Source organism: Bacillus sp. SRI_025 (assembly GCF_057592095.1).
Genome location: NZ_JBYEGB010000004.1, coordinates 169,706 through 192,791 on the forward strand (window position 1 = coordinate 169,706; position 23,086 = coordinate 192,791).

The window sequence follows — 23,086 nt, forward strand, 5'->3', positions numbered from 1 at the left end:
TTGGATGTAAACCAATACTTAGATATCTTTTTAGATGAAAGCAGAGAACACTTACAAACTTGTAATGAAAAACTTCTTGATTTAGAAAAGAACCCAACCGACTTGCAGCTAGTGAATGATATATTCAGAGCAGCTCATACATTGAAAGGCATGAGTGCAACGATGGGCTTTGATGATATGGCTCACTTAACGCATCATTTAGAAAACATGTTTGATGCTATCCGTAATGAACAAATGATTGTCACTCCTGAGTCAATGGATACGATGTTCGAAGCACTCGATCATCTTGAAGCAATGGTTCAATCGATTGCAGAAGGAGGAGACGGGAAACGTGATGTCACTGAGATTAGTAAAAAGCTAGATGTGACAGGAAGCCATGCTGAGGCAGCTTCTAGCGTTGAAACAGCAGATGCATCAGCAGCTGCTAATGACTTAGATTATAACGAATTTGAACGAACGGTTCTTGATGAAGCGAGAGAGCAAGGCTTTAAATGCTATGAACTCAACGTGACATTAAGCGAAGCGTGCTTACTAAAAGCCGTTCGTGTCTATATGATTTTTGAAAGACTAAATGAAGCAGGCGAGGTTGTCAAAACCGTTCCGAATGCAGAGCTGTTAGAATCAGAAGATTTCGAATCAGAATTCAGCATTTCTTATCTTTCTAAACTGCCGATGGACGAAGTGCAGAAAATCGTCACGGCGATCTCAGAGGTTGAGAAGGTTGAGATCTCTGAAGTCTCCGCATTTGATGAAGCAGCTCCGGCTGAAAAACAAGAGGCGCAGCCTGAACAGAAAAAAGAAGAAGTCTCCGTTCCTGCTGCGAAAGCGCCAGCAAATGATGCACCAAAAGCAAATGGCAATAACGGTGCAGCTGCCGGCGGAACAAAAACAATTCGTGTCAACATCGACCGTCTAGATTCTCTAATGAATCTATTTGAAGAACTTGTGATTGATAGAGGCCGATTAGAACAGATTGCCAAAGAACTAGAAAATAACGAACTCACAGACACAGTCGAAAGAATGACACGTATTTCTGGAGACCTGCAATCAATCATCCTGAACATGAGAATGGTACCTGTGGAAACTGTCTTTAACAGATTCCCGCGTATGATTCGTCAATTGACGAAAGAGCTTAATAAGAAAATTGAACTTATTATTGAGGGTGCTGAGACAGAGCTTGATCGAACAGTGATCGACGAGATTGGAGATCCGCTCTTGCACTTACTTAGAAACAGTCTAGATCACGGGATTGAATCACCAGAAGAACGTGTGAAAAAAGGCAAGCCGGAAAAAGGTACGGTTCTATTAAAAGCGTATCATAGCGGAAACCATGTCTTCATTGAAGTAGAGGATGATGGAGGCGGGATTAACCGTAAAAAGGTGCTTGAAAAAGCATTAGAGCGCGGAGTTATTACAGAAAGAGAAGCAGAAACGCTTGAAGATCATCAAATTGATTCATTGATCTTTGCAGCAGGATTCTCTACAGCTGACACGATTTCTGACATCTCAGGCCGCGGTGTAGGTCTTGACGTTGTGAAAAACAAGCTGGAATCACTTGGCGGATCTGTGAGTATTAACTCAACAGAGGGACAGGGCTCCCTATTCTCGATCCAGCTTCCGCTGACACTATCGATTATTTCCGTTCTTCTTGTAAAACTGGAAGAGGAAACATTTGCGATTCCGATTTCTTCTATTATTGAAACGGCTGTCATTAAGAAAAGTGACATCCTGCAAACGCATGATCGTGAAGTGATTGATTTCCGCGGATTTATCGTACCGGTCGTGTACTTGAAGAAACAATTCCACGTACCAAATGCGAATGAATTAGAGGAAGAGCTGCACATCATTGTTGTTCGTAAAGGAGACAAGCTGACAGCATTTGTGGTCGATTCATTTATTGGTCAGCAAGAGGTTGTATTGAAATCACTAGGAGATTATCTGCCAAACGTATTTGCGATATCCGGCGCAACGATCCTAGGTGACGGTCAAGTTGCACTCATCGTTGACTGTAATGCACTGATCAAGTAAAAAACAATAGAGGAGCGGTCTGAAATGAGTACAGATATCAAAACTGGCGAAAAGATGATTGTGTTTATCGTAAACAAAAAAGAATACGCCATTTCAGTATCAGAAGTAAAGTCCATTGAAAAATGGCAGCAGCCGACAAGAGTTCCTGGCGTTGCCCCTTATATATGCGGTGTTATTAATTTACGCGGTGTCGTGACACCTGTCATTGACCTGAGAGTCAGACTTGGTTCTACTGACAACGAGATTACAGATGAAACAAGAATGATCATTGTACAAGTTGGTGAAATTGAAGTCGGCTGGATTGTTGATGAAGCAAATGATGTCATAACCGTTCATCAGGAAGAAGTAGAATCTTCTCCTGAATCAGCTGAAAAAGAAGGACAGTCATGGGTGACAGGTATTATTAAGCATGATCAGCGTCTTTTCAATATCATTCATGCCGGTGCTGTCCTCGACAAGAGCGTTCAAGGTGCACCTGTTCATTAAGGGGGATGTGAAATGAGCATTTTCAACGAAATTAAAGATGAACAGCTAGATATTTTAGGAGAGGTTGGTAATATCGGGGCAGGCCACGCAGCGTCTGCTCTTGCCAACCTATTGGATCGCAAAATTGATATGGCTGTTCCTTTTGTCAAGGTTCTCTCGTTTGAAGATTTAATGGATTTCTTTGGCGGTGCAGATCTTCCCGTTGCAAGCATTTTCCTGCGAATGGAAGGGGATTTAACCGGGTCAATCTTTTTCATTATGCCGTTTGAGCAAGCGGAGCAATTTGTAAGAGAGCTTGTCCAGGATCCGGCATTTGATATTGATACGATTCATGAACATGAGATGGGGACGTCAGCACTTCATGAACTGGGAAATATTTTAGCGGGCTCTTATTTATCAGCCCTTGCCGATTTAACAAAATTGCAGCTTTACCCAAGTGTTCCAGATGTCACGCTCGATATGTTCGGAGCTGTCATTAGTGAAGGGTTAATGCAATTCAGTCCTCTTGGTGATCAGGCAATTGTGATTGATACATCTATTTTTGATGATCAAAATAAACAAGAGCTGAAAGGAAATATGTTTCTATTACCAGACTTTGAATCGTTTGAAAAACTATTCAAAGCATTAGGTAACCTATAATGAACGTGCAAATTCCGGCAGTTGTAAAGGTTGGTATTGCGGATGTTCAGCTTGTCAAAACACCGGACCGCATTCGGACATCAGGTCTTGGTTCTTGCGTAGGGCTTGTCTTGTTTGATCAAGAGAAAAAGCTGGCAGGCCTTGTCCATGTTATGCTGCCAGACTCCTCTCTTTCAAAAGGGACGGTGGAGAACTTGGCTAAATATGCAGATACAGGTGTCAAGCATACAATTGATCTGCTCCTAAAAGCAGGCGCACGCAAACATGCGCTAAAGGCAAAACTTGCTGGCGGGGCGGAAATGTTTAAGTTTAAGTCAACCAATGATCTTATGAGAATTGGACCTAGAAACGTTTCAGCTGTGAAAGAACATCTGTCTCTTCATCATATCCCGATTATTAGTGAGGATACAGGCGGAAACAGTGGCCGTACGATTGAATTCGATCCGCTTACGGCAGAGCTTGAGATCCGTACTGTGAAGCAAGGCATTATGAAGATATAACTAAGGAAGTATAGGGGGATAAAGATGCAATCCTTAAATTACGAAGATCAGGCGCTATGGGCTAGATGGAAAGAGTGGAAAGACCCTGCTGCTGGAGATGATCTTATGCGCCGCTATATGCCGCTCGTCACATATCATGTTGGAAGAATTTCCATCGGTCTCCCGAAGTCAGTGCATAAAGAAGACTTGATCAGTCTAGGGATGCTCGGTTTATATGATGCCCTTGAAAAATTTGATCCCGGAAGAGATCTGAAGTTTGATACATATGCATCCTTCAGAATCCGCGGGGCCATCATCGACGGTCTTCGTAAAGAGGACTGGCTGCCTCGTACATCAAGAGAAAAAACAAAAAAAGTAGAAGCGGCTATTGAAAAGCTTGAACAGCGTTATTTGCGTAATGTGACGCCGACAGAGGTGGCTGAGGAACTCGGCATGAGTGAACAAGATGTTGTCACAACGATGAATGAAGGATTCTTTGCAAATCTGCTCTCAATCGATGAGAAGCTGCATGATCAAGAAGACGGAGAAAATGTCCAAGTCATGATTCGCGACGAGAAGTCTGTGACTCCAGAAGAGAAAATGCTGAAAGATGAATTAATTGAACAGCTTTCTGAAAAAATCACTGAGCTTTCAGAAAAAGAAAAGCTCGTGATCAGTCTTTTCTATAAAGAAGAACTGACATTAACGGAAATCGGTCAAGTGCTCAATTTATCTACCTCGCGCATTTCGCAAATTCATTCAAAGGCCTTGTTCAAGCTTAAGCATCTGCTTGATAAAGCCATTCAATCTTAAAGAGTTAGTGAGTGAAAAAATATGTTATGGCTGATTAGCTTCATGCTTCATGCTGCACTTATTTATTTTGTGATTATTTTATATACAAGAATGAATTCGCTGAAGGCAACAGAACAAAAACAGCGAGAACTTCTAGAAGAAACGGAAAATACCCTGGCTGCATTTTTGATGGAAGTCAAAGAAGAGAATGACAAATTAACAAAAGTGGCAGCCGCTTCCCCTGATTTTTCTGCTGAAGAGCTGAAATCGGATCTTCAGACACCAAAGCAGCCACAACCACCAATTGAATCCCAGCAATCGGTCGAAAGTGAAGATCCCGTACCAGAGCACCTGTCGGCTCTCCTTAGCGAAGTTGAGGTGCAGGAAGAGAAGGTAAACGAACCCGTTCCACAACTTGAAACAGAGGCTTCTCTGCCTTCTGAAAGTGAAATAGAAGAAACATTCGAGAACCAAGTGAAGACCTTATATGATGAAGGGCGATCACTAGAAGAAATAGCGAAAGAAATGAAAACTGGTAAGACAGAAATTGAGCTTTTATTAAAATTTAGCGGAAAGCTGTAAAGGATTCTTGATTGTCAGTCCATCATGTGTTATATTATTTCTTGGTGTTAAATACACACGCTTAATGATTCGTATGAAGGTGCTGCCGTGGCGCAGTTTTATGTGAACATGACTTAAGCGGAGGAAAAAAAACCATTATATTAGGAGGCAACAAAATGTCAGTTATTTCTATGAAACAATTGCTAGAAGCTGGTGTTCACTTCGGTCACCAAACTCGCCGTTGGAACCCAAAAATGAAGCGTTACATCTTTACAGAGCGTAACGGTATCTACATCATCGACCTTCAAAAAACGGTGAAAAAAGTAGAGGAAGCTTACAACTTCACGAAAAACCTTGCTGCTGACGGAGGAAAAATCCTTTTCGTTGGTACGAAAAAGCAAGCACAAGATTCAGTGAAAGAAGAAGCAATCCGTTCTGGTATGTTCTATGTGAACCAACGCTGGCTTGGTGGAACTTTAACAAACTTTGAAACAATCCAAAAACGTATTAAACGTTTGAAAGATATTGAAAAAATGCAAGAAAACGGTACATTCGAAGTTCTTCCTAAGAAAGAAGTCGTTCAACTGAAAAAAGAATTAGAGCGTCTTGAAAAATTCCTAGGCGGAATCAAAGACATGAAGAGTCTTCCGGATGCACTTTTCATTATCGACCCTCGTAAAGAGCGTATTGCAGTTGCAGAAGCTCGTAAATTGAATATCCCAATCATCGGTATCGTTGACACAAACTGTGATCCAGACGAAATTGATGTTGTGATCCCTGCAAACGATGATGCAATCCGTGCTGTAAAACTTCTAACTGCTAAAATGGCAGATGCGATTCTTGAGTCTAAACAAGGCGAAGAAGAAGCTGTTGTAGAAGAAACGACAGAAACTGAAACAACAACTGCGTAACCTATTCAAAAGGTGATAAGAGGGAAATGCCTTTTATCACCTTTTTTTCACCTAGTAATCCGTGTTTTAACATAGAAGGAGGAAATGTAAAATGGCAATTACTGCTCAATTAGTTAAAGAACTGCGTCAAAAAACTGGTGCAGGTATGATGGACTGTAAAAAAGCGTTAACAGAAACTGATGGTGACATCGAGAAAGCAATCGACCTTCTAAGAGAAAAAGGAATCGCAAAAGCTGCGAAAAAAGCAGACCGTATTGCGGCAGAAGGATTAACTCTTATCAAAACTGATGGCAACACAGGCGTCATCCTAGAAGTGAACTCTGAGACTGATTTCGTTGCGAAAAACGAAGGATTCCAAGCACTTCTTAATGAACTTGCTGATCATTTGCTTGCTGCTAAACCTGCAACAATTGAAGAAGCTCATGCTTCTAAAATGGAAAACGGTTCAACAGTTGAAGAGCATATCACTTCTGCAATTGCGAAAATCGGAGAGAAAATCACTCTACGTCGTTTCTCTGTCATCACAAAAGAAGATAATGCTGCATTCGGTTCTTACCTGCACATGGGCGGACGTATCGGTGTGTTAGCTGTTCTTAACGGAACAACTGACGAAGAACTTGCAAGAGACATCGCAATGCACGTTGCAGCTGTAAACCCTAAATACATTTCTCGTGACCAAGTGTCAGAAGAAGAAGCAAACCGTGAGCGTGAAGTATTAACTCAGCAAGCGCTTCAAGAAGGAAAGCCTGAAAACATCGTAGCTAAAATGGTAGAAGGCCGTCTAAACAAATTCTTCGAAGAAATTTGCTTACTTGACCAAGCGTTCGTTAAAAACCCAGATGAAAAAGTGAAACAAGTTGTAGCTGCGAAAAATGCAACTGTTCAAACTTATGTTCGCTATGAAGTGGGCGAAGGTATCGAAAAACGTCAAGACAACTTTGCTGAAGAAGTTATGAGCCAAGTGAAAAAATAATGTTTGAAAAGCTCTCTGGGGCTTTTTTAGGGAGCACAAGCACTGTGTTCCCTATTTTTTAGAGGATATTGATTTACAAAAGGCAGTTTCTTACGCATAATAAGAGACGGTATAGTATACACTTGGAGGTTATCATGAGCAAACCGAAATATAATCGCATTGTACTGAAGCTAAGTGGCGAAGCACTAGCGGGTGATGCTGGAAATGGAATTAACCCAACTGTCATTCAATCCATTGCAAAGCAAGTAAAAGAAATTGCAGAGCTTGATGTTGAAGTTGCAGTCGTTGTAGGCGGAGGAAACCTTTGGCGCGGAAAGACAGGCAGTGATCTAGGAATGGATCGTGCAACAGCAGACTACATGGGTATGCTGGCAACAGTGATGAACTCACTGGCGTTACAGGACAGCCTAGAAACGCTTGGCATTCAGTCTAGAGTGCAAACCTCTATCGAAATGAGACAGGTTGCAGAACCATACATAAGAAGAAAAGCGATCCGTCATCTTGAGAAGAAACGTGTCGTCATTTTTGCTGCTGGAACAGGTAACCCTTATTTCTCTACAGATACTACGGCAGCACTTCGAGCAGCAGAAATTGAAGCAGATGTCATTTTAATGGCGAAAAATAATGTAGATGGTGTCTACAGTGCTGATCCTCGTACAGATGCGGATGCAGTAAAATATGATAAGCTTTCATATCTTGATGTACTTAAAGAAGGGCTTGCTGTAATGGATTCTACTGCGTCCTCATTATGTATGGACAATGACATTCCATTAATTGTCTTCTCCATTATGGAAGAAGGAAATATTAAACGTGCCGTAAATGGCGAATCAATCGGAACGATCGTGAGGGGGAAATAACGTGTCAAAAGAAGTGTTGAACCAAACGAAAGAAAAAATGGAAAAAGCTGTACAAGCATACGGACGTGAGCTTGCAACTGTTCGTGCAGGCCGTGCAAATGCTTCACTGCTTGATAAAGTGACAGTTGATTATTACGGTGCACAAACACCTCTTAACCAAATTGCGTCAATCACAGTGCCAGAAGCACGTATGCTGATTATCACACCTTACGATAAAACAGCAATCGGTGATATCGAAAAAGCGATCCAAAAGTCTGATCTTGGCATCACGCCAACAAGTGACGGAAATGTGATCCGCATTGCGATTCCTGCGCTGACAGAAGAAAGACGTAAAGAGCTTGTGAAAGTAGTAAAAAAATACTCAGAAGAAGCAAAAGTAGCTGTTCGTAACGTTCGTCGTGATGCAAACGATGATTTGAAAAAGCTTGAGAAAAATGGGGAGATCACTGAAGATGAATTAAGATCATCAACAGAGGATGTCCAAAAATTGACAGATGAATATGTCGCTAAAATTGATGACGTGACGAAAGATAAAGAAAAAGAAATCATGGAAGTTTAAGAAAAAACTATGTACAATAGATAATAGTGAAAAGACCCTCTTCATGTTTACAGGGGGTTTTTTTGTTAATACTGTTGATGACTATATTATTAGCGGGAACGCAACCTTTTTGGGTGATGGAGGAATCTCATGCTCAATATACTCAAAAATTGGAAGAATCAGCAAACAGCAGCTTCCAACTTAGAAAGCCTGACAAAAGAAGACATATTAAATGGAGAAATTCCTGAACATATCGCCATTATCATGGATGGGAACGGAAGATGGGCGAAAAAACGTGCTCTTCCACGGGTAGCAGGTCATCATGAAGGAATGAAAGTCGTCAAGCGCATGACAAAGCTTGCAAATGAGCTGAATGTCAAAGTGCTGACTTTGTATGCTTTCTCTACGGAAAATTGGAAACGTCCAAAACTAGAAGTAGACTTTTTAATGAAACTTCCTGAAGAATTTTTAAACATCTACCTGCCTGAACTCATCGAGGAAAATGTCCGTGTGCGTTTAACAGGTGATCCAGACGGCCTCCCGCAGCATACGAAAAAAGCGGTAGAGAATGCAGTAAAGAGTACGGCAAATAACGACGGACTCGTTTTGAACTTTGCGCTCAACTATGGGGGGCGCACAGAAATCGTCTCCGCATGCAGACAAATTTCTGAAATGGTCAAAGAAGGTAAGCTTCAAGCAGAAGACATCACAGAAGAGATGTTTTCAGCTTATTTAATGACAGAATCTCTTCAAGATCCGGATTTGCTCATTCGCACGAGTGGAGAAATTAGATTAAGCAACTTTATGCTTTGGCAAATTGCTTACAGCGAGTTTGTCTTTACGGATGTGCTTTGGCCTGACTTTTCTGATGAGCACCTTATAGGCGCTATTGGAGAGTACCAGCGCCGCGGCCGGAGGTTCGGTGGAATTTAGAGGGTGGTGCAGATGAAACAAAGAATTTTGACGGGTGTTTTGGCAGCTGCAGTCTTTTTACTTGCTGTGATATATGGACAGATGCCATTTACCCTGCTGATTTATTTAATGGGAAGTGTCGCTCTCTTTGAGCTTTTAAGAATGAAAAAAATCTCGATTTTCAGCTTTCCTGGTATTGTCAGCTTAATATTGCTTTGGCTTTTAATGGGCGGAGACAACAGTTTCTTCCCAAACGTGGACGCATCAAAAATGCAGATTGCTTTATTCGCAGTCTTAATACTTTTAACTTATACAGTTTTGAGCAAAAACTCTTTCACATTCGATGAGGTTGCTTTTGTTGTATTAGCCACATTATATATTGGCGTTAGTTTCTATTATTTTATCCAAATTAGAGGCTTATATGGCATGAGTGCGATCTTCTTCGCAGCAGTGATTATTTGGTCTACTGACTCAGGAGCCTACTTTATTGGGAAATCTATGGGGAAACGAAAGCTTTGGCCAGAAATCAGCCCAAACAAAACAGTAGAAGGATTTATCGGCGGAATCGTCACAGCGGTCGTGTTGTCACTTGTGTTTCAGGCGGTTACAGGATTTTTGCCATCATATCTGCTTGTGATGTTTATTACTCTTTTACTCAGTATCTTTGGACAGCTTGGCGACCTAGTGGAATCTGCTTTAAAGCGTCATTATCACGTGAAGGATTCAGGGACAATTCTCCCTGGCCATGGCGGAATTTTGGACAGGTTTGACAGCTTTTTATTCGTTCTGCCGTTTTTATACTTACTGCTCGCAACGTTTGCCAGCTAACCTCATAGAAACTTATTGAACGAGAGAAGGAGTGGCAATTTGAAATATATTTCGCTATTAGGCGCAACAGGATCAATTGGAGAACAAACGTTAGATGTGATCAGGCAGCACCCGGACAAATTTAAGCTGAAAGCCATGACCTTTGGCAGAAATATAGCAAAAGCGATTCCGATCATTGAGCGCTTTCAGCCTGAATTCGTTGGCTGTGTAGACGAAGAAACCTATCACATGCTAAAAAATCATTCATTTGCATACGGTGTGAAGCTGGCTGCTGGTGATGAAGCCAACATCGAGGCAGCGACCTATGATGCAGTGGACGTAGTGGTTAATGCACTTGTAGGAAGTGTTGGACTTGTTCCAACATTAAAGGCCATTGAACAAAAAAAGACGATTGCACTCGCAAATAAGGAAACACTTGTAACAGCTGGTCATATAGTAAAAGAGTATGCTAAAACATATGATGTACCTTTACTTCCTGTCGATAGTGAGCATTCCGCTATTTTTCAATGCCTGCAAGGTGAACAAGCTAAAAATATTGAACGCTTAATCGTGACAGCTTCAGGTGGTAGTTTCCGAGATAAAAAACGAACTGAACTTGAAGGTGTTACGGTTGAAGAAGCGCTGAACCACCCGAACTGGTCGATGGGAGCGAAAATTACCATTGATTCAGCGACGATGATGAATAAGGGGCTCGAGGTGATTGAGGCACATTGGTTGTTTGATATCCCTTATGAACAAATTGATGTGCTGCTACATAAAGAGAGCATTATCCATTCGATGGTGGAATTTCACGACAAAAGCGTCATGGCTCAGTTAGGGACACCTGACATGAGAGTGCCTATTCAATATGCACTCACATACCCTGACAGGGCGCCGTTACAAGAAGCGAAATCATTGAACCTTTGGGAGATTGGACAATTGAATTTCCAAAAAGCGGATTTTGACAGGTATCGCTGCTTACATTTTGCTTATGAATCAGGTAAAATAGGAGGGACAATGCCTGCTGTACTTAATGCAGCAAATGAAATAGCAGTCGATGCATTTCTGAAAGGCAAAGTAACGTTCCTGCAAATTGAAGAATTGATTGAAAAGGCACTAATTAGACATCATGTGATTTCAACGCCTAGTTTGCAAGATATCCATGAAGTGGACAAAGATACACGAGACTTTGTTCAATCAATCCTCACATAAGGTGGTATGTTCGTGAATACAGTGATTGCGTTTATTATTATTTTTGGAACGCTCGTTTTTTTCCACGAGCTTGGCCATTTAATTATGGCGCAGCGCGCGGGGATTTTATGCCGCGAGTTCGCAATTGGTTTTGGGCCGAAGATTTTCTCCTTTAAACGAAAGGAAACCGTTTATACCATTAGACTCCTCCCTATTGGCGGATTTGTGAAAATGGCTGGAGAAGACCCTGAAGTCATCGAAATTAAACCAGGTCATACAGTGGGGCTCTTATTCAATGAGCAAAATGAAGTAGAAAAGATCATTTTAAATGATAAAGAAAAATATCCTGATGCACTTGTCATCGAAGTGGAGCAGATCGATTTAGATCATGCCATGAGAATCTCGGGATATGAAGCTGGAAATGAAGATATTCTGACTGGCTACAATGTCAGTCAAACAAGCTTCTATATTGCAGATGGTGAAGAAATTCAAATTGCACCATACAATCGTCAATTTGGTTCAAAAACAGTTTGGCAGCGAATTAAAGCCATCGCAGCTGGACCAATTATGAACTTTATCCTGGCGTATGTGATTTTGGTTGCTTTAGGCTTTATCCAAGGGGTAACCGTTGATGATCCTGTACTCGGTAAGCTGACAAAAGACGGACGAGCGGCGGAAGCTGGACTGATGCAGGGAGATCACATCGTGTCCATTAACGGCGAGAAAATGAATTCTTGGACAGACGTCGTTCAAACAGTTCAAAAGAACCCTGAGAAAAAAATGAATGTCGTCATTGACCGAGACGGCAAAGAAAGCACTGTGCAGGTTGTACCAGAAGCTGTGAAAGCTGACGGAAAAAGTATTGGCCGTTTCGGATCATATCCGCCAACGGAAAATGGATTTTTGAAAGTCATTTCATCTTCAGGCACAACCGTCATTTCAACGGCAGGTCTGATCTTAACGAACTTGCAAAAAATTGTCACAGGACAATTTTCACTAGATATGTTAGCAGGTCCTGTTGGAATTTATGACATGACAGGAGAAGTAGCCAAACAAGGTGTGTTAACATTAATGCAGTTTGCGGCGTTCCTCAGTATCAACCTAGGCATCGTGAATTTGTTACCGATTCCTGCATTAGACGGAGGACGTTTACTATTCTTATTTGTTGAAGCCATTCGCGGTAAACCAATTAATCGTGAGAAAGAAGCACTTGTTGTCTTTATTGGTGTTGCTTTCCTCATGCTGTTAATGTTAGTGGTAACGTGGAATGACATCCAGCGGTTATTTTTATAAAAACCATTCTCTCTTGTTTCTCATTCCGGGAAACAAGAGTTTTTGTGAGAAGTCCTATTTCATAAATGAGGTGTAACGACATGAGACAATCCCTGACTTTCATTCCAACTCTTCGAGAGGTGCCGGCAGATGCTGAGGCAAAAAGCCATCAACTCTTAGTAAGAGCTGGATTTATTAGACAAAATACAAGTGGAATCTATCATTATCTGCCGCTTGCGCATAAAGTCATTCAGCATATTCAATCCATCGTCCGCAAGGAAATGGAAAAGGCAGGCGCAGCTGAGCTGTTAATGCCAGTGCTCCAGCAGGCAGAAATGTGGCAAGAGTCAGGAAGATGGTATACATACGGTCCAGAACTGATGCGTATGAAGGATCGCCATGGCCGCGAATTTGCGCTTGGTCCAACCCACGAAGAAGTGATTACATCACTAGTACGCAGTGAAGTGAAATCGTATAAGAAGCTACCTTTAACTCTATATCAAATTCAATCAAAATTCCGTGATGAACAGAGACCACGCTTTGGACTGCTGCGCGGACGTGAATTTATTATGAAGGATGCATACTCATTCCATTCTTCACCAGAAAGCCTCGACGAGACATACAACAAAATGTTTACAGCTTATTCTAATGTGTTCTCAAAAGTAGGTCTCAATTTTAGACCAGTCATTGCAGATTCTGGGGCAATGGGCGGAAAAGATACACATGAGTTCATGGCACTCTCAGAGGTCGGAGAGGATACCATCGCTTATTCTGATACTTCCTCATATGCTGCAAACATTGAAATGGCTGAGGCTGTATATCACGGAGAAGAAGCAAATCCTGCGGACTTCAAAGAGCTTGAAAAAGTCCACACGCCGCAAGCGAAAACAATCCAAGATGTGGCTGGATTTTTAGAAGTTGATCCTTCTGCATGCATGAAATCTGTTTTGTTTAAAGCAGACGATGCGTATGTTCTCATCCTTACTAGAGGCGATCATGAAGTAAATGATGTGAAAGTGAAAAACTTAGTAGGAGCACAGCTTGTCGAACTAGCATCACGCGAAGAAGTGCTAGAAGTCATTGGAACTGAGCCTGGATTTGTTGGACCTGTTAAACTGGAAGCAGAAGTCGATATTTATGCGGACCTTGCTGTGAAGGGAATGACAAATGCAGTCGCTGGTGCAAACGAAACGGATTATCACTATGTCAATGTCAACCCTGCACGTGATGTGTCAGTGAAAGAATTCACAGATCTTCGCTTGATTCAAGAAGGAGATGTTTCTCCAGACGGGGAAGGCACCATCCAGTTTGCAAAAGGGATTGAAGTAGGACAAGTCTTTAAACTCGGCACTCGTTATTCTGAATCAATGGATGCAACGTACCTTGATGAGAATGGACGGGCGCAGCCAATGATTATGGGCTGCTATGGCATCGGCATCTCTAGAACTCTTTCAGCGATTGTTGAACAGCATCATGATGAGAAAGGAATCATTTGGCCGGAAACAGTGGCACCATATGACCTTCACCTCCTTGCATTAAATATGAAAAACGATGCGCAAAAAGAATTGGCTGAAACGTTGTACGAGCGCTTAGAAGATGAAGGCTTTGACGTACTTTTCGATGACCGCCAGGAGCGTGCAGGAGTGAAATTTGCAGACAGTGATTTAATTGGACTGCCAATTCGCATTAGCTGCGGTAAACGTTCAGAAGAAGGTATTGTTGAAGTGAAGTTTAGAAAATCAGGTGAATCACATGAAGTATCTGTTGATGATCTGATTTCATTTATACGCCAAGCATAAAACGAACAAAAAAATGAAGGTACCTCCTGTAGAAAAGAGGTACCTTTCTGATTGAAAAAAGGAGGGTCCTGTCTTGGATGAACAATTACCGATCACACGGCGGCAATTTCATATATTACTCAATCAGATTCAAATGACAGATGATGACCTCAGTCGTTACTTTGAAGAAGGGGAAATCGTCAAATTGACGGTGCACAAAGCGACGAAAACATGGCATTTCCTTTTTAAATTTAAGGCTCTTTTGCCTTACAAAGTATACGCCATGTTTCTCAGCAGACTGACAAATGCATTTTCTCATATTGCACAAATTACTTGTACGATTGAAGTGAGTGATCCGCACATCTCTGAAGATCTCGTACAATCGTACTGGTCACATTGTGTGGAAGAACTTCAAGGAATTTCTCCCCCAATCATCAGTTTGCTTCAGCAGCAAAAACCGTCGCTGTCTGGCCATAAAATCATCATTAAAACGAAAAGCGAAACAGAGGCACTCGCTATTAAGAAGAAGTACAGCCCGATGCTCCAGGCCGCATTTAAACAAGTAGGTTTTCCAGAGCTGCAATTCGATACAGAAATTTTTGTATCAGATCAAGAGATTCAGAAGTTCAGAGAACAAAAGCTTGCTGAAGATCAAGAAAGAGCCATGCAAGCCCTCACTGAGATGGAGAAGAAAGAAAGTGAGGAGCAGGATGAAGCTCCATCGGGCCCTCTGATGATTGGCTATCAAATCAAAGACAATGAAGAAATTCGTACGCTTGACAGTATCATGGACGAGGAAAGAAGAATCACCGTTCAAGGCTACGTATTCGATGCAGAAACGCGTGAGCTGAAAAGCGGGAGAACGCTTTGTATCTTTAAGATCACTGATTATACAAATAGTATATTGATCAAAATGTTTGCAAGAGAAAAAGAAGATGCTCAGCTGATGAAATCATTGAAAAAAGGCATGTGGGTGAAAGCAAGAGGAAGCATTCAAAATGATACGTTTGTCAGAGATCTTGTCATGATCGCTAATGATGTCAATGAAATGAAACCGCAGCTGAAAGAAGATACAGCACCTGAGGGTGAAAAGCGTGTGGAGCTTCATTTACATTCACCTATGAGCCAAATGGATGCTGTCACTGGCATCGGCAGGCTTGTTGAACAAGCAAAAAAATGGGGACATGAAGCCATTGCTCTGACAGATCATGCCGTTGTACAATCCTTCCCGGATGCGTATGCAGCAAGTAAAAAGCATGACATCAAAATGATGTACGGTGTGGAAATCAATTTAGTGGACGACGGGGTACCGATTGCGTATAACCCAGAGCACCGCTTGTTAGAGGATGCGACATATGTCGTATTTGACGTAGAGACAACTGGACTTTCAGCCGTTTATGACACGATCATTGAGCTGGCAGCAGTGAAAATCAAAGGCGGGGAAATCATTGACCGCTTTGAGGCGTTTGCAAATCCCCATCACCCGTTATCAGCGACAACCATCGAATTAACAGGTATCACCGATGATATGGTGAGAGATGCACCAGATGTCGTCGACGTCGTACGGGATTTCAAAGAATGGATTGGACAAGATATTCTTGTTGCGCACAATGCGAGCTTTGATATGGGCTTTTTAAATGCAGCGTATAAACGCCTCTTAAAAACAGATAAAGCGTCAAACCCTGTCATTGATACACTTGAACTTGGCCGTTTCCTATACCCAGAATTTAAAAATCACCGGCTGAACACCCTCTGTAAAAAGTTTGATATTGAACTAACGCAGCATCACCGGGCGATTTATGATGCAGAGGCGACAGGCTATCTCATGCTGAAGATGCTAAAAGATGCGGCTGAAAAAGAGATTGCCTATCACGATCAATTGAATGAAAACATGGGGCAGTCGAATGCTTACCAGCGCTCACGTCCTTACCATGCAACTTTGATTGCTCAAAATGAGACAGGTCTTAAGAATTTATTTAAGCTTGTTTCACTTTCTCATATTCATTATTTCTACCGTGTCCCGCGTATTCCACGCTCCCAGCTTGAGAAATATCGAGAAGGTTTAATTGTTGGGTCTGCTTGTGATAAGGGTGAGGTATTTGAAGGAATGATGCAAAAGTCACCTGATGAGGTGGAAGACATTGCAGCATTTTATGACTATTTAGAGGTACATCCGCCAGAAGTGTATCAGCACCTGCTACAGCTTGAGCTAGTTCGAGATGAACGTGCGTTAAAAGAAATCATCACAAACATTGTCAAACTTGGCGAAAAGCTGAATAAACCAGTTGTGGCGACTGGGAATGTACATTACCTGCATCCAGAAGACAAAATTTATCGTAAAATCTTAATTTCATCACAAGGTGGAGCGAATCCGCTGAACCGACATGAACTGCCAAAAGTTCATTTTAGAACGACAGATGAAATGCTTGAAGCGTTCTCCTTCCTAGGAGACGAAAAAGCGAAAGAGATCGTCGTAACAAATACGCAAAAAGTATCTGAGATGGTCGAAAGCATTAAACCTATCAAAGATGATCTTTACACACCAAAAATTGAAGGTGCAGATGAAGAAATACGGGAAATGAGCTATCAAATGGCGCGCAGTATCTACGGAGATGACCTGCCGAAAATCGTAGAAGACCGCATTGAGAAAGAATTAAAAAGTATTATCGGTCATGGTTTCGCCGTTATTTACTTAATCTCTCATAAGCTCGTAAAAAAATCACTTGATGATGGATATCTTGTTGGTTCAAGGGGATCTGTCGGATCATCTCTTGTTGCGACATTAACAGAGATTACTGAAGTAAATCCACTTGCACCTCATTATGTATGCCCAAGCTGTAAGCACTCTGAGTTCTTTAATGACGGATCTGTTGGTTCAGGCTTTGACCTTCCAGATAAAGACTGTCCTGAATGTGGAACGCCGTATAAAAAAGACGGACATGATATTCCGTTTGAAACGTTCCTAGGTTTTAAAGGAGACAAAGTTCCTGATATTGATTTGAACTTCTCAGGCGAATATCAGCCGATAGCACATAACTATACGAAAGAGTTGTTCGGAGAAGAGTATGTATACCGAGCAGGGACGATTGGTACCGTTGCAGAAAAAACAGCATACGGTTACGTGAAAGGCTATGCAGGGGATCATAACCTTCATATGAGAGGTGCTGAAATCGACCGGCTTGTACAAGGCTGTACAGGGGTAAAACGGACAACGGGCCAGCATCCAGGCGGGATTATCGTTGTGCCGGATTATATGGATATTTACGATTTCTCACCTATTCAATACCCAGCAGATGCGACAGGTTCTGATTGGAAGACGACACATTTTGATTTCCATTCGATTCACGATAACTTGCTCAAGCTGGATATTCTTGGGCACGATGATCCAACGGTCATTCGTATGCTTCAAGATTTAAGCGGAATCGATCCAAAAACGATTCCAACAGATGACCCTGAAGTCATGAAGATTTTCCAAGGGACAGAGCCGCTAGGTGTAACAGAAGAGCAAATAGGCTGTAAAACAGGTACACTCGGTATCCCGGAATTTGGAACAAGATTTGTTCGGCAAATGCTAGAGGATACAAAACCAACGACCTTCTCAGAGCTTGTTCAGATTTCTGGACTCTCACACGGTACGGATGTATGGCTCGGAAACGCACAAGAGCTCATTCACAATAAAACGTGTGAACTAAGTGAAGTCATTGGGTGTCGTGATGATATTATGGTCTATCTCATCTACCAAGGCTTAGAGCCGTCACTTGCCTTTAAAATCATGGAATCTGTTCGTAAAGGAAAGGGTCTTCCTCCTGAATGGGAAGAAGAAATGAAGAATAATAATGTACCAAACTGGTATATTGATTCTTGTAAAAAAATCAAATACATGTTCCCTAAAGCCCACGCGGCTGCATATGTATTAATGGCTGTTCGTATTGCTTATTTCAAGGTGCATCATGCACTTCTGTACTATGCGGCTTACTTTACCGTTCGTGCGGATGACTTTGATATTGAAACGATGACAAAAGGATCGAATGCGATTCGAGCCGTTATGGACGATATTAATTCAAAAGGTTTAGATGCATCACCGAAAGAAAAGAACCTATTAACTGTACTAGAGCTTGCCCTTGAAATGTGCGAAAGAGGCTACCATTTCAAAAAAGTGGATCTCTACCGCTCAAGTGCAACAGAGTTTATCATTGATGGAGACGGATTAATTCCGCCATTCAACTCGATCCCTGGACTCGGCACAAACGTTGCATTAAATATTGTTCGCGCGCGGCAAGATGGGGAATTCCTTTCAAAAGAAGATTTACAAAAGCGTGGAAAAGTCTCAAAGACTATTCTTGAGTATTTAGATCGTCAAGGCTGTTTAGAAGCACTTCCTGATCAAAATCAGCTTTCTTTATTCTAATGTGATGAATAAGAGCGCCCTTAAAAGGGCGTTCTTTTCTATATATATATAATAATATTATTATGTTAACTAATAAAGATTTTTCACCAACTGGAATTATTTTCATATCCATTCATATATCTTGATTTAGCGTGATGTTTTAAGAGAAGAGATTGTATGTCATTCTTTCTACCCAAATAGAGCTCAAAAGAGAATTTCGCCGTCTGAAATGTTCTTAAGCGACATATGATCATTCTGGGTACAGTCAGAAGGAGAATCAAGAGAAAACTTCGATGAGCGTAAAGCTGATTGCTGTTTACTATGCTTATTTTTGAAACATATTTGATTCTTTTCAAAACTGTACAGATCACGAAACGAAGTATCAAAAGGAGGCGGTGCGTCTATTGATCAATGTTTCACTAAAAAGAAGGGGTGAGCAATAGAGAAATGGCATCTTACAACTATGTAGAGGTTTTACAAAAATCCATGCTTTTTTATGAAGCGCAGCGGTCAGGCCGGCTTCCGGAAAACAATCGTCTTAACTGGCGGGGAGATTCTGGGCTAGAGGACGGGAAGGATGTTGGGCATGATTTAACTGGCGGCTGGTATGATGCAGGAGATCATGTGAAATTTGGACTTCCGATGGCTTATTCAGCAGCCGTGCTTGCATGGACAGTATATGAATACCGGGAAGCTTATGAAGAGGCGGAGCTGCTTGATGAGATACTAGATCAAATCAAGTGGGCAACGGATTATTTTTTGAAAGCACATACGGGCCCGAATGAATTTTGGGCGCAAGTAGGTGATGGAAATGCTGATCATGCTTGGTGGGGACCAGCAGAAGTGATGCCGATGAACCGGCCAGCTTTTAAAATTGATGAACATTGTCCTGGAACAGAAGTAGCTGCACAAACTGCGGCGGCTTTAGCAGCAGGTTCTATCATTTTTAAAGAAACAGATGCGTCTTATGCGGCAAAGCTTTTGACGCACGCTAAACAGCTATATGCATTTGCTGACAAGTATCGCGGCAAATATTCAGATTGTGTCACCAATGCGCAGCCATTTTACAACTCCTGGAGCGGCTATGTTGACGAACTGATTTGGGGCGGAATCTGGCTGTACTTGGCGACAAATGAAGAAACTTATTTAAACCAAGCATTAAAAGCGGTAGAGGAATGGCCGGAGGATTGGGATTATACGTTTACCATGTCATGGGACAATACTTTTTTTGCTTCACAAATCTTACTTGCAAGAATCACGAAAGAGAACAGATTTATAGAATCCACTGAGCGCAATCTTGATTACTGGACCACAGGTCTCGTTCAAAATGGAAAAGTAGAAAGAATCACCTATACGCCTGGTGGTTTGGCATGGCTAGATCAATGGGGTTCACTTCGTTATGCCGCCAATGCAGCATTTTTAGCCTTTGTTTATGCTGATTGGGTATCTGATCAAGAAAAGAAGAATCGATACCAATCGTTTGCGATCAAGCAAACTCACTATATGTTAGGTGATAATCCGCTGAATAGAAGCTACGTCGTTGGGTTTGGCCAGAATCCGCCGAAGCACCCGCACCATCGTACTGCACATGGCTCATGGTCTAACCAGCTGACAAACCCTCCAAATCACCGGCACACACTTTATGGAGCGCTTGTTGGAGGTCCTAATGCACAGGATCAATATGACGATGACATCTCTGATTATATATCTAACGAAGTGGCGACTGATTATAATGCCGCCTTTACTGGAAATATCGCCAAAATGGTGCAGCTCTTTGGTCAAGGCCAATCAAAGCTGCCAAATTTCCCGCCTAAAGAACAGGTGGAGGATGAGTTTTTTGTAGAGGCAGCTGTGATGCATAACGATACAACATCTACTCAAGTGAAAGCAGTGCTGTACAACAGGTCCGGCTGGCCGGCAAGAACCAGTCAAACACTCTCCTTCAGGTATTACGTTAATCTGAGCGAGGTCTTTGCAAAGGGATTGACTGAAAAGGATATTAAGGTGACAGCAGCCTACAATGAAGGCGCTTCCTTATCGCCTTTAAAGGTATATGACGCATCAGCTCGCGTCTATTTTGCAGAAATTGATTTTACCGGCGTAGCTATTTCTCCTAGAGGAGAATCTGAGCATAAGAAGGAAATACAATTTCGATTATCTGCTCCAAATGGATCGAATATATGGGATGCCTCAAATGATTATTCCTATCAAGGATTAACATCCACTATGCAAAAAACAACCAAGATTCCTGTCTTTGACGATGGTGCTTTAGTATTTGGCACACTTCCAGACAAATAAAAATCAACGATTTTATTGAAAGGGTGAAGGACTTGTCAAATAAAGAACGGTTTTTAACGCTTTATCATCAAATCAAAAGCGATGCGAATGGATATTTTTCACCAGAAGGAATTCCGTATCATTCAATCGAGACGCTCATTTGCGAAGCGCCTGATTACGGACATATGACAACTTCAGAAGCGTATAGCTATTGGCTATGGCTTGAGGTACTGTACGGACATTACACAGGGGATTGGAGCAAATTAGAGGCAGCTTGGGACAATATGGAGAAGTACATCATCCCAGTCAATGAAGATGGGCATGATGAGCAGCCGCATATGAATGCTTATAATCCGTCCAGTCCAGCCACATATGCAGCAGAGAAACCATTTCCGGATCAATACCCAAGCCAATTAACCGGTGCCCGTCCTGCTGGTCAAGATCCAATTGATGGTGAATTAAAATCAACCTATGGATCGAATGAAACGTATTTAATGCACTGGCTCCTTGACGTAGATAACTGGTATGGCTATGGGAACTTGCTCAACCCATCACATACAGCCGCATATGTGAACACATTCCAGCGTGGTCCACAGGAATCTGTATGGGAGTCCATCCCTCATCCATCACAAGACGATAAATCTTTTGGTAAGCCGAATGAAGGCTTTATGAGCTTGTTCACAAAAGAAAATCAAGCTCCAGCTGCTCAGTGGCGTTATACGAATGCAACAGATGCTGATGCACGTGCGATACAAGCGATGTATTGGGCGAAGGAGCTCGGCTATAATCAGTCAGCTTATCTTGATAAAGCGAAAAAAATGGGGGATTTCCTTCGTTACGGCATGTACGATAAATATTTTCAAACGATTGGAAGCGGGAAGCAGGGGAATCCGTATCCTGGAAACGGAAAGGGTGCCTGTCATTACTTAATGGCTTGGTATACCTCTTGGGGCGGAGGACTTGGGGAGTATGCAAACTGGTCATGGCGTATTGGAGCGAGCCATTGTCATCAGGGATATCAAAATCCTGTCGCTGCTTATGCTTTATCCTCAGATAAAGGAGGCTTAAAGCCATCTTCTGCTACCGGGGCAAGCGATTGGGAAAAAACTTTAAAGAGACAGCTTGAATTTTACGTATGGCTTCAATCGAAAGAAGGAGCCATAGCAGGAGGCGCAACCAATAGCTGGAATGGAGACTATAGCGCTTATCCGGCGGGAAGAAGTACTTTTTACGATATGGCATATGAAGATGCGCCTGTTTACCTTGATCCGCCATCAAATAACTGGTTTGGAATGCAGGCGTGGCCAATGGAGCGCGTAGCAGAACTTTATTATATTTTTGTCAAAGATGGCGACAAAACATCTGAAAATGTCCAAATGGCCAAATCTGCCATAACAAAATGGGTCAACTATGCATTAGATTACATTTTTATCGGCAGCCGTCCTGTGTCGGATGAAGAGGGTTATTTCTTAGATGAGCAAGGAAAAAGAATTCTAGGAGGAACAAACGTTTCGGTTGCTACAACAAGTGCGCCTGGAGAGTTTTGGCTACCTGGAAATATTGCTTGGAGCGGACAGCCGGATACTTGGAATGGATTCCAGTCTGCAACAGGAAATCCAAATTTAACAGCTGTCACAAAAGATCCAACTCAGGATACAGGCGTATTAGGAAGTCTTGCCAAAGCTTTGATTTTCTTTGCTGCAGCCACCAAGCTAGAAACAGGTGATTATACAGCGCTTGGTGCAAGAGCGAAAGATGCAGCCGCACAGCTCCTAGAGGTTGCATGGAATTACAATGATGGCGTCGGCATAGTGACCGAGGAAGATAGAGAAGACTATGACCGTTTCTTTAGAAAAGAAGTGTATTTCCCAAATGGATGGAACGGGACATTTGGTCAAGGAAATCAGATTCCTGGAGCCAGCACCGTTCCTTCTGACCCGCAGCGAGGAGGGAATGGGGTCTATACGAGTTTTGCTGACCTTCGTCCGAAGATTAAACAAGATCCAGCGTGGTCTTCACTCGAAAGTAAATATCAATCTTCATTTAATGAAGCTACAGGCAAATGGGAGAATGGCGCACCAGTGTTCACTTATCACCGCTTCTGGTCTCAAGTGGATATGGCCACTGCCTATGCTGAATATCATCGTCTGATTAACTAAGAGATCAAAGGAATTCAAGCTGTCGGCTTCTAGCCGGCA

The 23,086-nt window shown here is 42.1% G+C and carries 18 protein-coding genes; all 18 read left to right on the top strand.

All coding sequences use genetic code 11. The features are described 5' to 3' along the window. The 18 genes from AC20OE_RS13180 (at position 1) to AC20OE_RS13265 (ending at position 23,047) form a co-directional block, all read left to right on the top strand. Positions 1–2,028: a chemotaxis protein CheA gene (locus tag AC20OE_RS13180; protein WP_039178565.1), complete on the top strand. Its 2,028-nt coding sequence runs from the start codon at positions 1–3 to the stop codon at positions 2,026–2,028. A gap of 24 nt (positions 2,029–2,052) precedes the next feature. After that, the gene (locus AC20OE_RS13185; protein ID WP_059375114.1) at positions 2,053–2,514 is read left to right on the top strand and encodes a chemotaxis protein CheW; all 462 of its coding nucleotides are present in this window, start codon (positions 2,053–2,055) and stop codon (positions 2,512–2,514) included. A 12-nt stretch (positions 2,515–2,526) separates the two neighbouring features. Then, on the top strand, positions 2,527–3,153 hold the full coding sequence (locus AC20OE_RS13190; RefSeq protein WP_024424156.1) for a chemotaxis protein CheC: 627 nt from the start codon (positions 2,527–2,529) through the stop codon (positions 3,151–3,153). Further along, complete coding sequence (locus tag AC20OE_RS13195) at positions 3,153–3,653, top strand: chemotaxis protein CheD (protein ID WP_039178568.1); 501 nt, start codon at positions 3,153–3,155, stop codon at positions 3,651–3,653. The genes AC20OE_RS13190 and AC20OE_RS13195 overlap by 1 nt, the downstream gene beginning before the upstream one ends. A gap of 24 nt (positions 3,654–3,677) precedes the next feature. After that, positions 3,678–4,445: a FliA/WhiG family RNA polymerase sigma factor gene (locus tag AC20OE_RS13200; protein ID WP_024424154.1), complete on the top strand. Its 768-nt coding sequence runs from the start codon at positions 3,678–3,680 to the stop codon at positions 4,443–4,445. A gap of 21 nt (positions 4,446–4,466) precedes the next feature. After that, on the top strand, positions 4,467–5,006 hold the full coding sequence (locus tag AC20OE_RS13205) for a hypothetical protein (RefSeq protein ID WP_058837697.1): 540 nt from the start codon (positions 4,467–4,469) through the stop codon (positions 5,004–5,006). 155 nt (positions 5,007–5,161) lie between these two features. After that, positions 5,162–5,896, top strand: a complete 735-nt coding sequence (rpsB, locus tag AC20OE_RS13210) for a 30S ribosomal protein S2 (protein WP_024426991.1) — start codon at positions 5,162–5,164, stop codon at positions 5,894–5,896. A 91-nt stretch (positions 5,897–5,987) separates the two neighbouring features. Beyond that, complete coding sequence (gene tsf / locus AC20OE_RS13215) at positions 5,988–6,869, top strand: translation elongation factor Ts (RefSeq protein ID WP_034281801.1); 882 nt, start codon at positions 5,988–5,990, stop codon at positions 6,867–6,869. 134 nt (positions 6,870–7,003) lie between these two features. After that, positions 7,004–7,726, top strand: a complete 723-nt coding sequence (gene pyrH / locus AC20OE_RS13220; RefSeq protein WP_008344767.1) for a UMP kinase — start codon at positions 7,004–7,006, stop codon at positions 7,724–7,726. Between the two features lies 1 nt (position 7,727). Then, positions 7,728–8,285 carry a ribosome recycling factor gene (frr, locus tag AC20OE_RS13225; RefSeq protein ID WP_024424150.1) on the top strand — a complete coding sequence of 186 codons (558 nt, stop codon included), beginning with the start codon at positions 7,728–7,730 and terminating at the stop codon, positions 8,283–8,285. A 129-nt stretch (positions 8,286–8,414) separates the two neighbouring features. After that, on the top strand, positions 8,415–9,197 hold the full coding sequence (gene uppS / locus AC20OE_RS13230; protein WP_039178577.1) for an undecaprenyl pyrophosphate synthase: 783 nt from the start codon (positions 8,415–8,417) through the stop codon (positions 9,195–9,197). Between the two features lie 12 nt (positions 9,198–9,209). Further along, positions 9,210–10,004 (top strand): phosphatidate cytidylyltransferase, encoded by a 795-nt coding sequence (locus AC20OE_RS13235; protein WP_024424148.1) that lies wholly within the window; start codon positions 9,210–9,212, stop codon positions 10,002–10,004. 39 nt (positions 10,005–10,043) lie between these two features. Further along, positions 10,044–11,195: a 1-deoxy-D-xylulose-5-phosphate reductoisomerase gene (dxr, locus tag AC20OE_RS13240; RefSeq protein ID WP_059375119.1), complete on the top strand. Its 1,152-nt coding sequence runs from the start codon at positions 10,044–10,046 to the stop codon at positions 11,193–11,195. Positions 11,196–11,201: 6 nt separating this feature from the next. Beyond that, positions 11,202–12,467 carry an RIP metalloprotease RseP gene (rseP, locus tag AC20OE_RS13245; RefSeq protein WP_087975441.1) on the top strand — a complete coding sequence of 422 codons (1,266 nt, stop codon included), beginning with the start codon at positions 11,202–11,204 and terminating at the stop codon, positions 12,465–12,467. An 80-nt stretch (positions 12,468–12,547) separates the two neighbouring features. After that, entirely contained in the window at positions 12,548–14,245 is a 1,698-nt protein-coding gene (locus tag AC20OE_RS13250) for a proline--tRNA ligase (protein ID WP_058837695.1), read from the top strand. 73 nt (positions 14,246–14,318) lie between these two features. Beyond that, positions 14,319–18,632: a PolC-type DNA polymerase III gene (locus AC20OE_RS13255; protein WP_058837694.1), complete on the top strand. Its 4,314-nt coding sequence runs from the start codon at positions 14,319–14,321 to the stop codon at positions 18,630–18,632. A 426-nt stretch (positions 18,633–19,058) separates the two neighbouring features. Beyond that, positions 19,059–20,909: a glycoside hydrolase family 9 protein gene (locus tag AC20OE_RS13260; protein ID WP_487268894.1), complete on the top strand. Its 1,851-nt coding sequence runs from the start codon at positions 19,059–19,061 to the stop codon at positions 20,907–20,909. 32 nt (positions 20,910–20,941) lie between these two features. Then, positions 20,942–23,047 (top strand): glycoside hydrolase family 48 protein, encoded by a 2,106-nt coding sequence (locus tag AC20OE_RS13265; RefSeq protein WP_126681813.1) that lies wholly within the window; start codon positions 20,942–20,944, stop codon positions 23,045–23,047. The last annotated feature ends 39 nt before the right edge of the window (positions 23,048–23,086 follow it).

What these genes read in the sequence shown, in the direction of transcription:
- AC20OE_RS13185 (WP_059375114.1), top strand. Translation starts at nt 2,053, where the DNA reads ATGAGTACAGATATCAAAACTGGCGAAAAGATGATTGTGTTTATCGTA.
- AC20OE_RS13190 (WP_024424156.1), top strand. Translation starts at nt 2,527, where the DNA reads ATGAGCATTTTCAACGAAATTAAAGATGAACAGCTAGATATTTTAGGA.
- AC20OE_RS13195 (WP_039178568.1), top strand. Translation starts at nt 3,153, where the DNA reads ATGAACGTGCAAATTCCGGCAGTTGTAAAGGTTGGTATTGCGGATGTT.
- AC20OE_RS13200 (WP_024424154.1), top strand. Translation starts at nt 3,678, where the DNA reads ATGCAATCCTTAAATTACGAAGATCAGGCGCTATGGGCTAGATGGAAA.
- AC20OE_RS13205 (WP_058837697.1), top strand. Translation starts at nt 4,467, where the DNA reads ATGTTATGGCTGATTAGCTTCATGCTTCATGCTGCACTTATTTATTTT.
- rpsB (WP_024426991.1), top strand. Translation starts at nt 5,162, where the DNA reads ATGTCAGTTATTTCTATGAAACAATTGCTAGAAGCTGGTGTTCACTTC.
- tsf (WP_034281801.1), top strand. Translation starts at nt 5,988, where the DNA reads ATGGCAATTACTGCTCAATTAGTTAAAGAACTGCGTCAAAAAACTGGT.
- pyrH (WP_008344767.1), top strand. Translation starts at nt 7,004, where the DNA reads ATGAGCAAACCGAAATATAATCGCATTGTACTGAAGCTAAGTGGCGAA.
- uppS (WP_039178577.1), top strand. Translation starts at nt 8,415, where the DNA reads ATGCTCAATATACTCAAAAATTGGAAGAATCAGCAAACAGCAGCTTCC.
- AC20OE_RS13235 (WP_024424148.1), top strand. Translation starts at nt 9,210, where the DNA reads ATGAAACAAAGAATTTTGACGGGTGTTTTGGCAGCTGCAGTCTTTTTA.
- rseP (WP_087975441.1), top strand. Translation starts at nt 11,202, where the DNA reads ATGTTCGTGAATACAGTGATTGCGTTTATTATTATTTTTGGAACGCTC.
- AC20OE_RS13250 (WP_058837695.1), top strand. Translation starts at nt 12,548, where the DNA reads ATGAGACAATCCCTGACTTTCATTCCAACTCTTCGAGAGGTGCCGGCA.
- AC20OE_RS13260 (WP_487268894.1), top strand. Translation starts at nt 19,059, where the DNA reads ATGGCATCTTACAACTATGTAGAGGTTTTACAAAAATCCATGCTTTTT.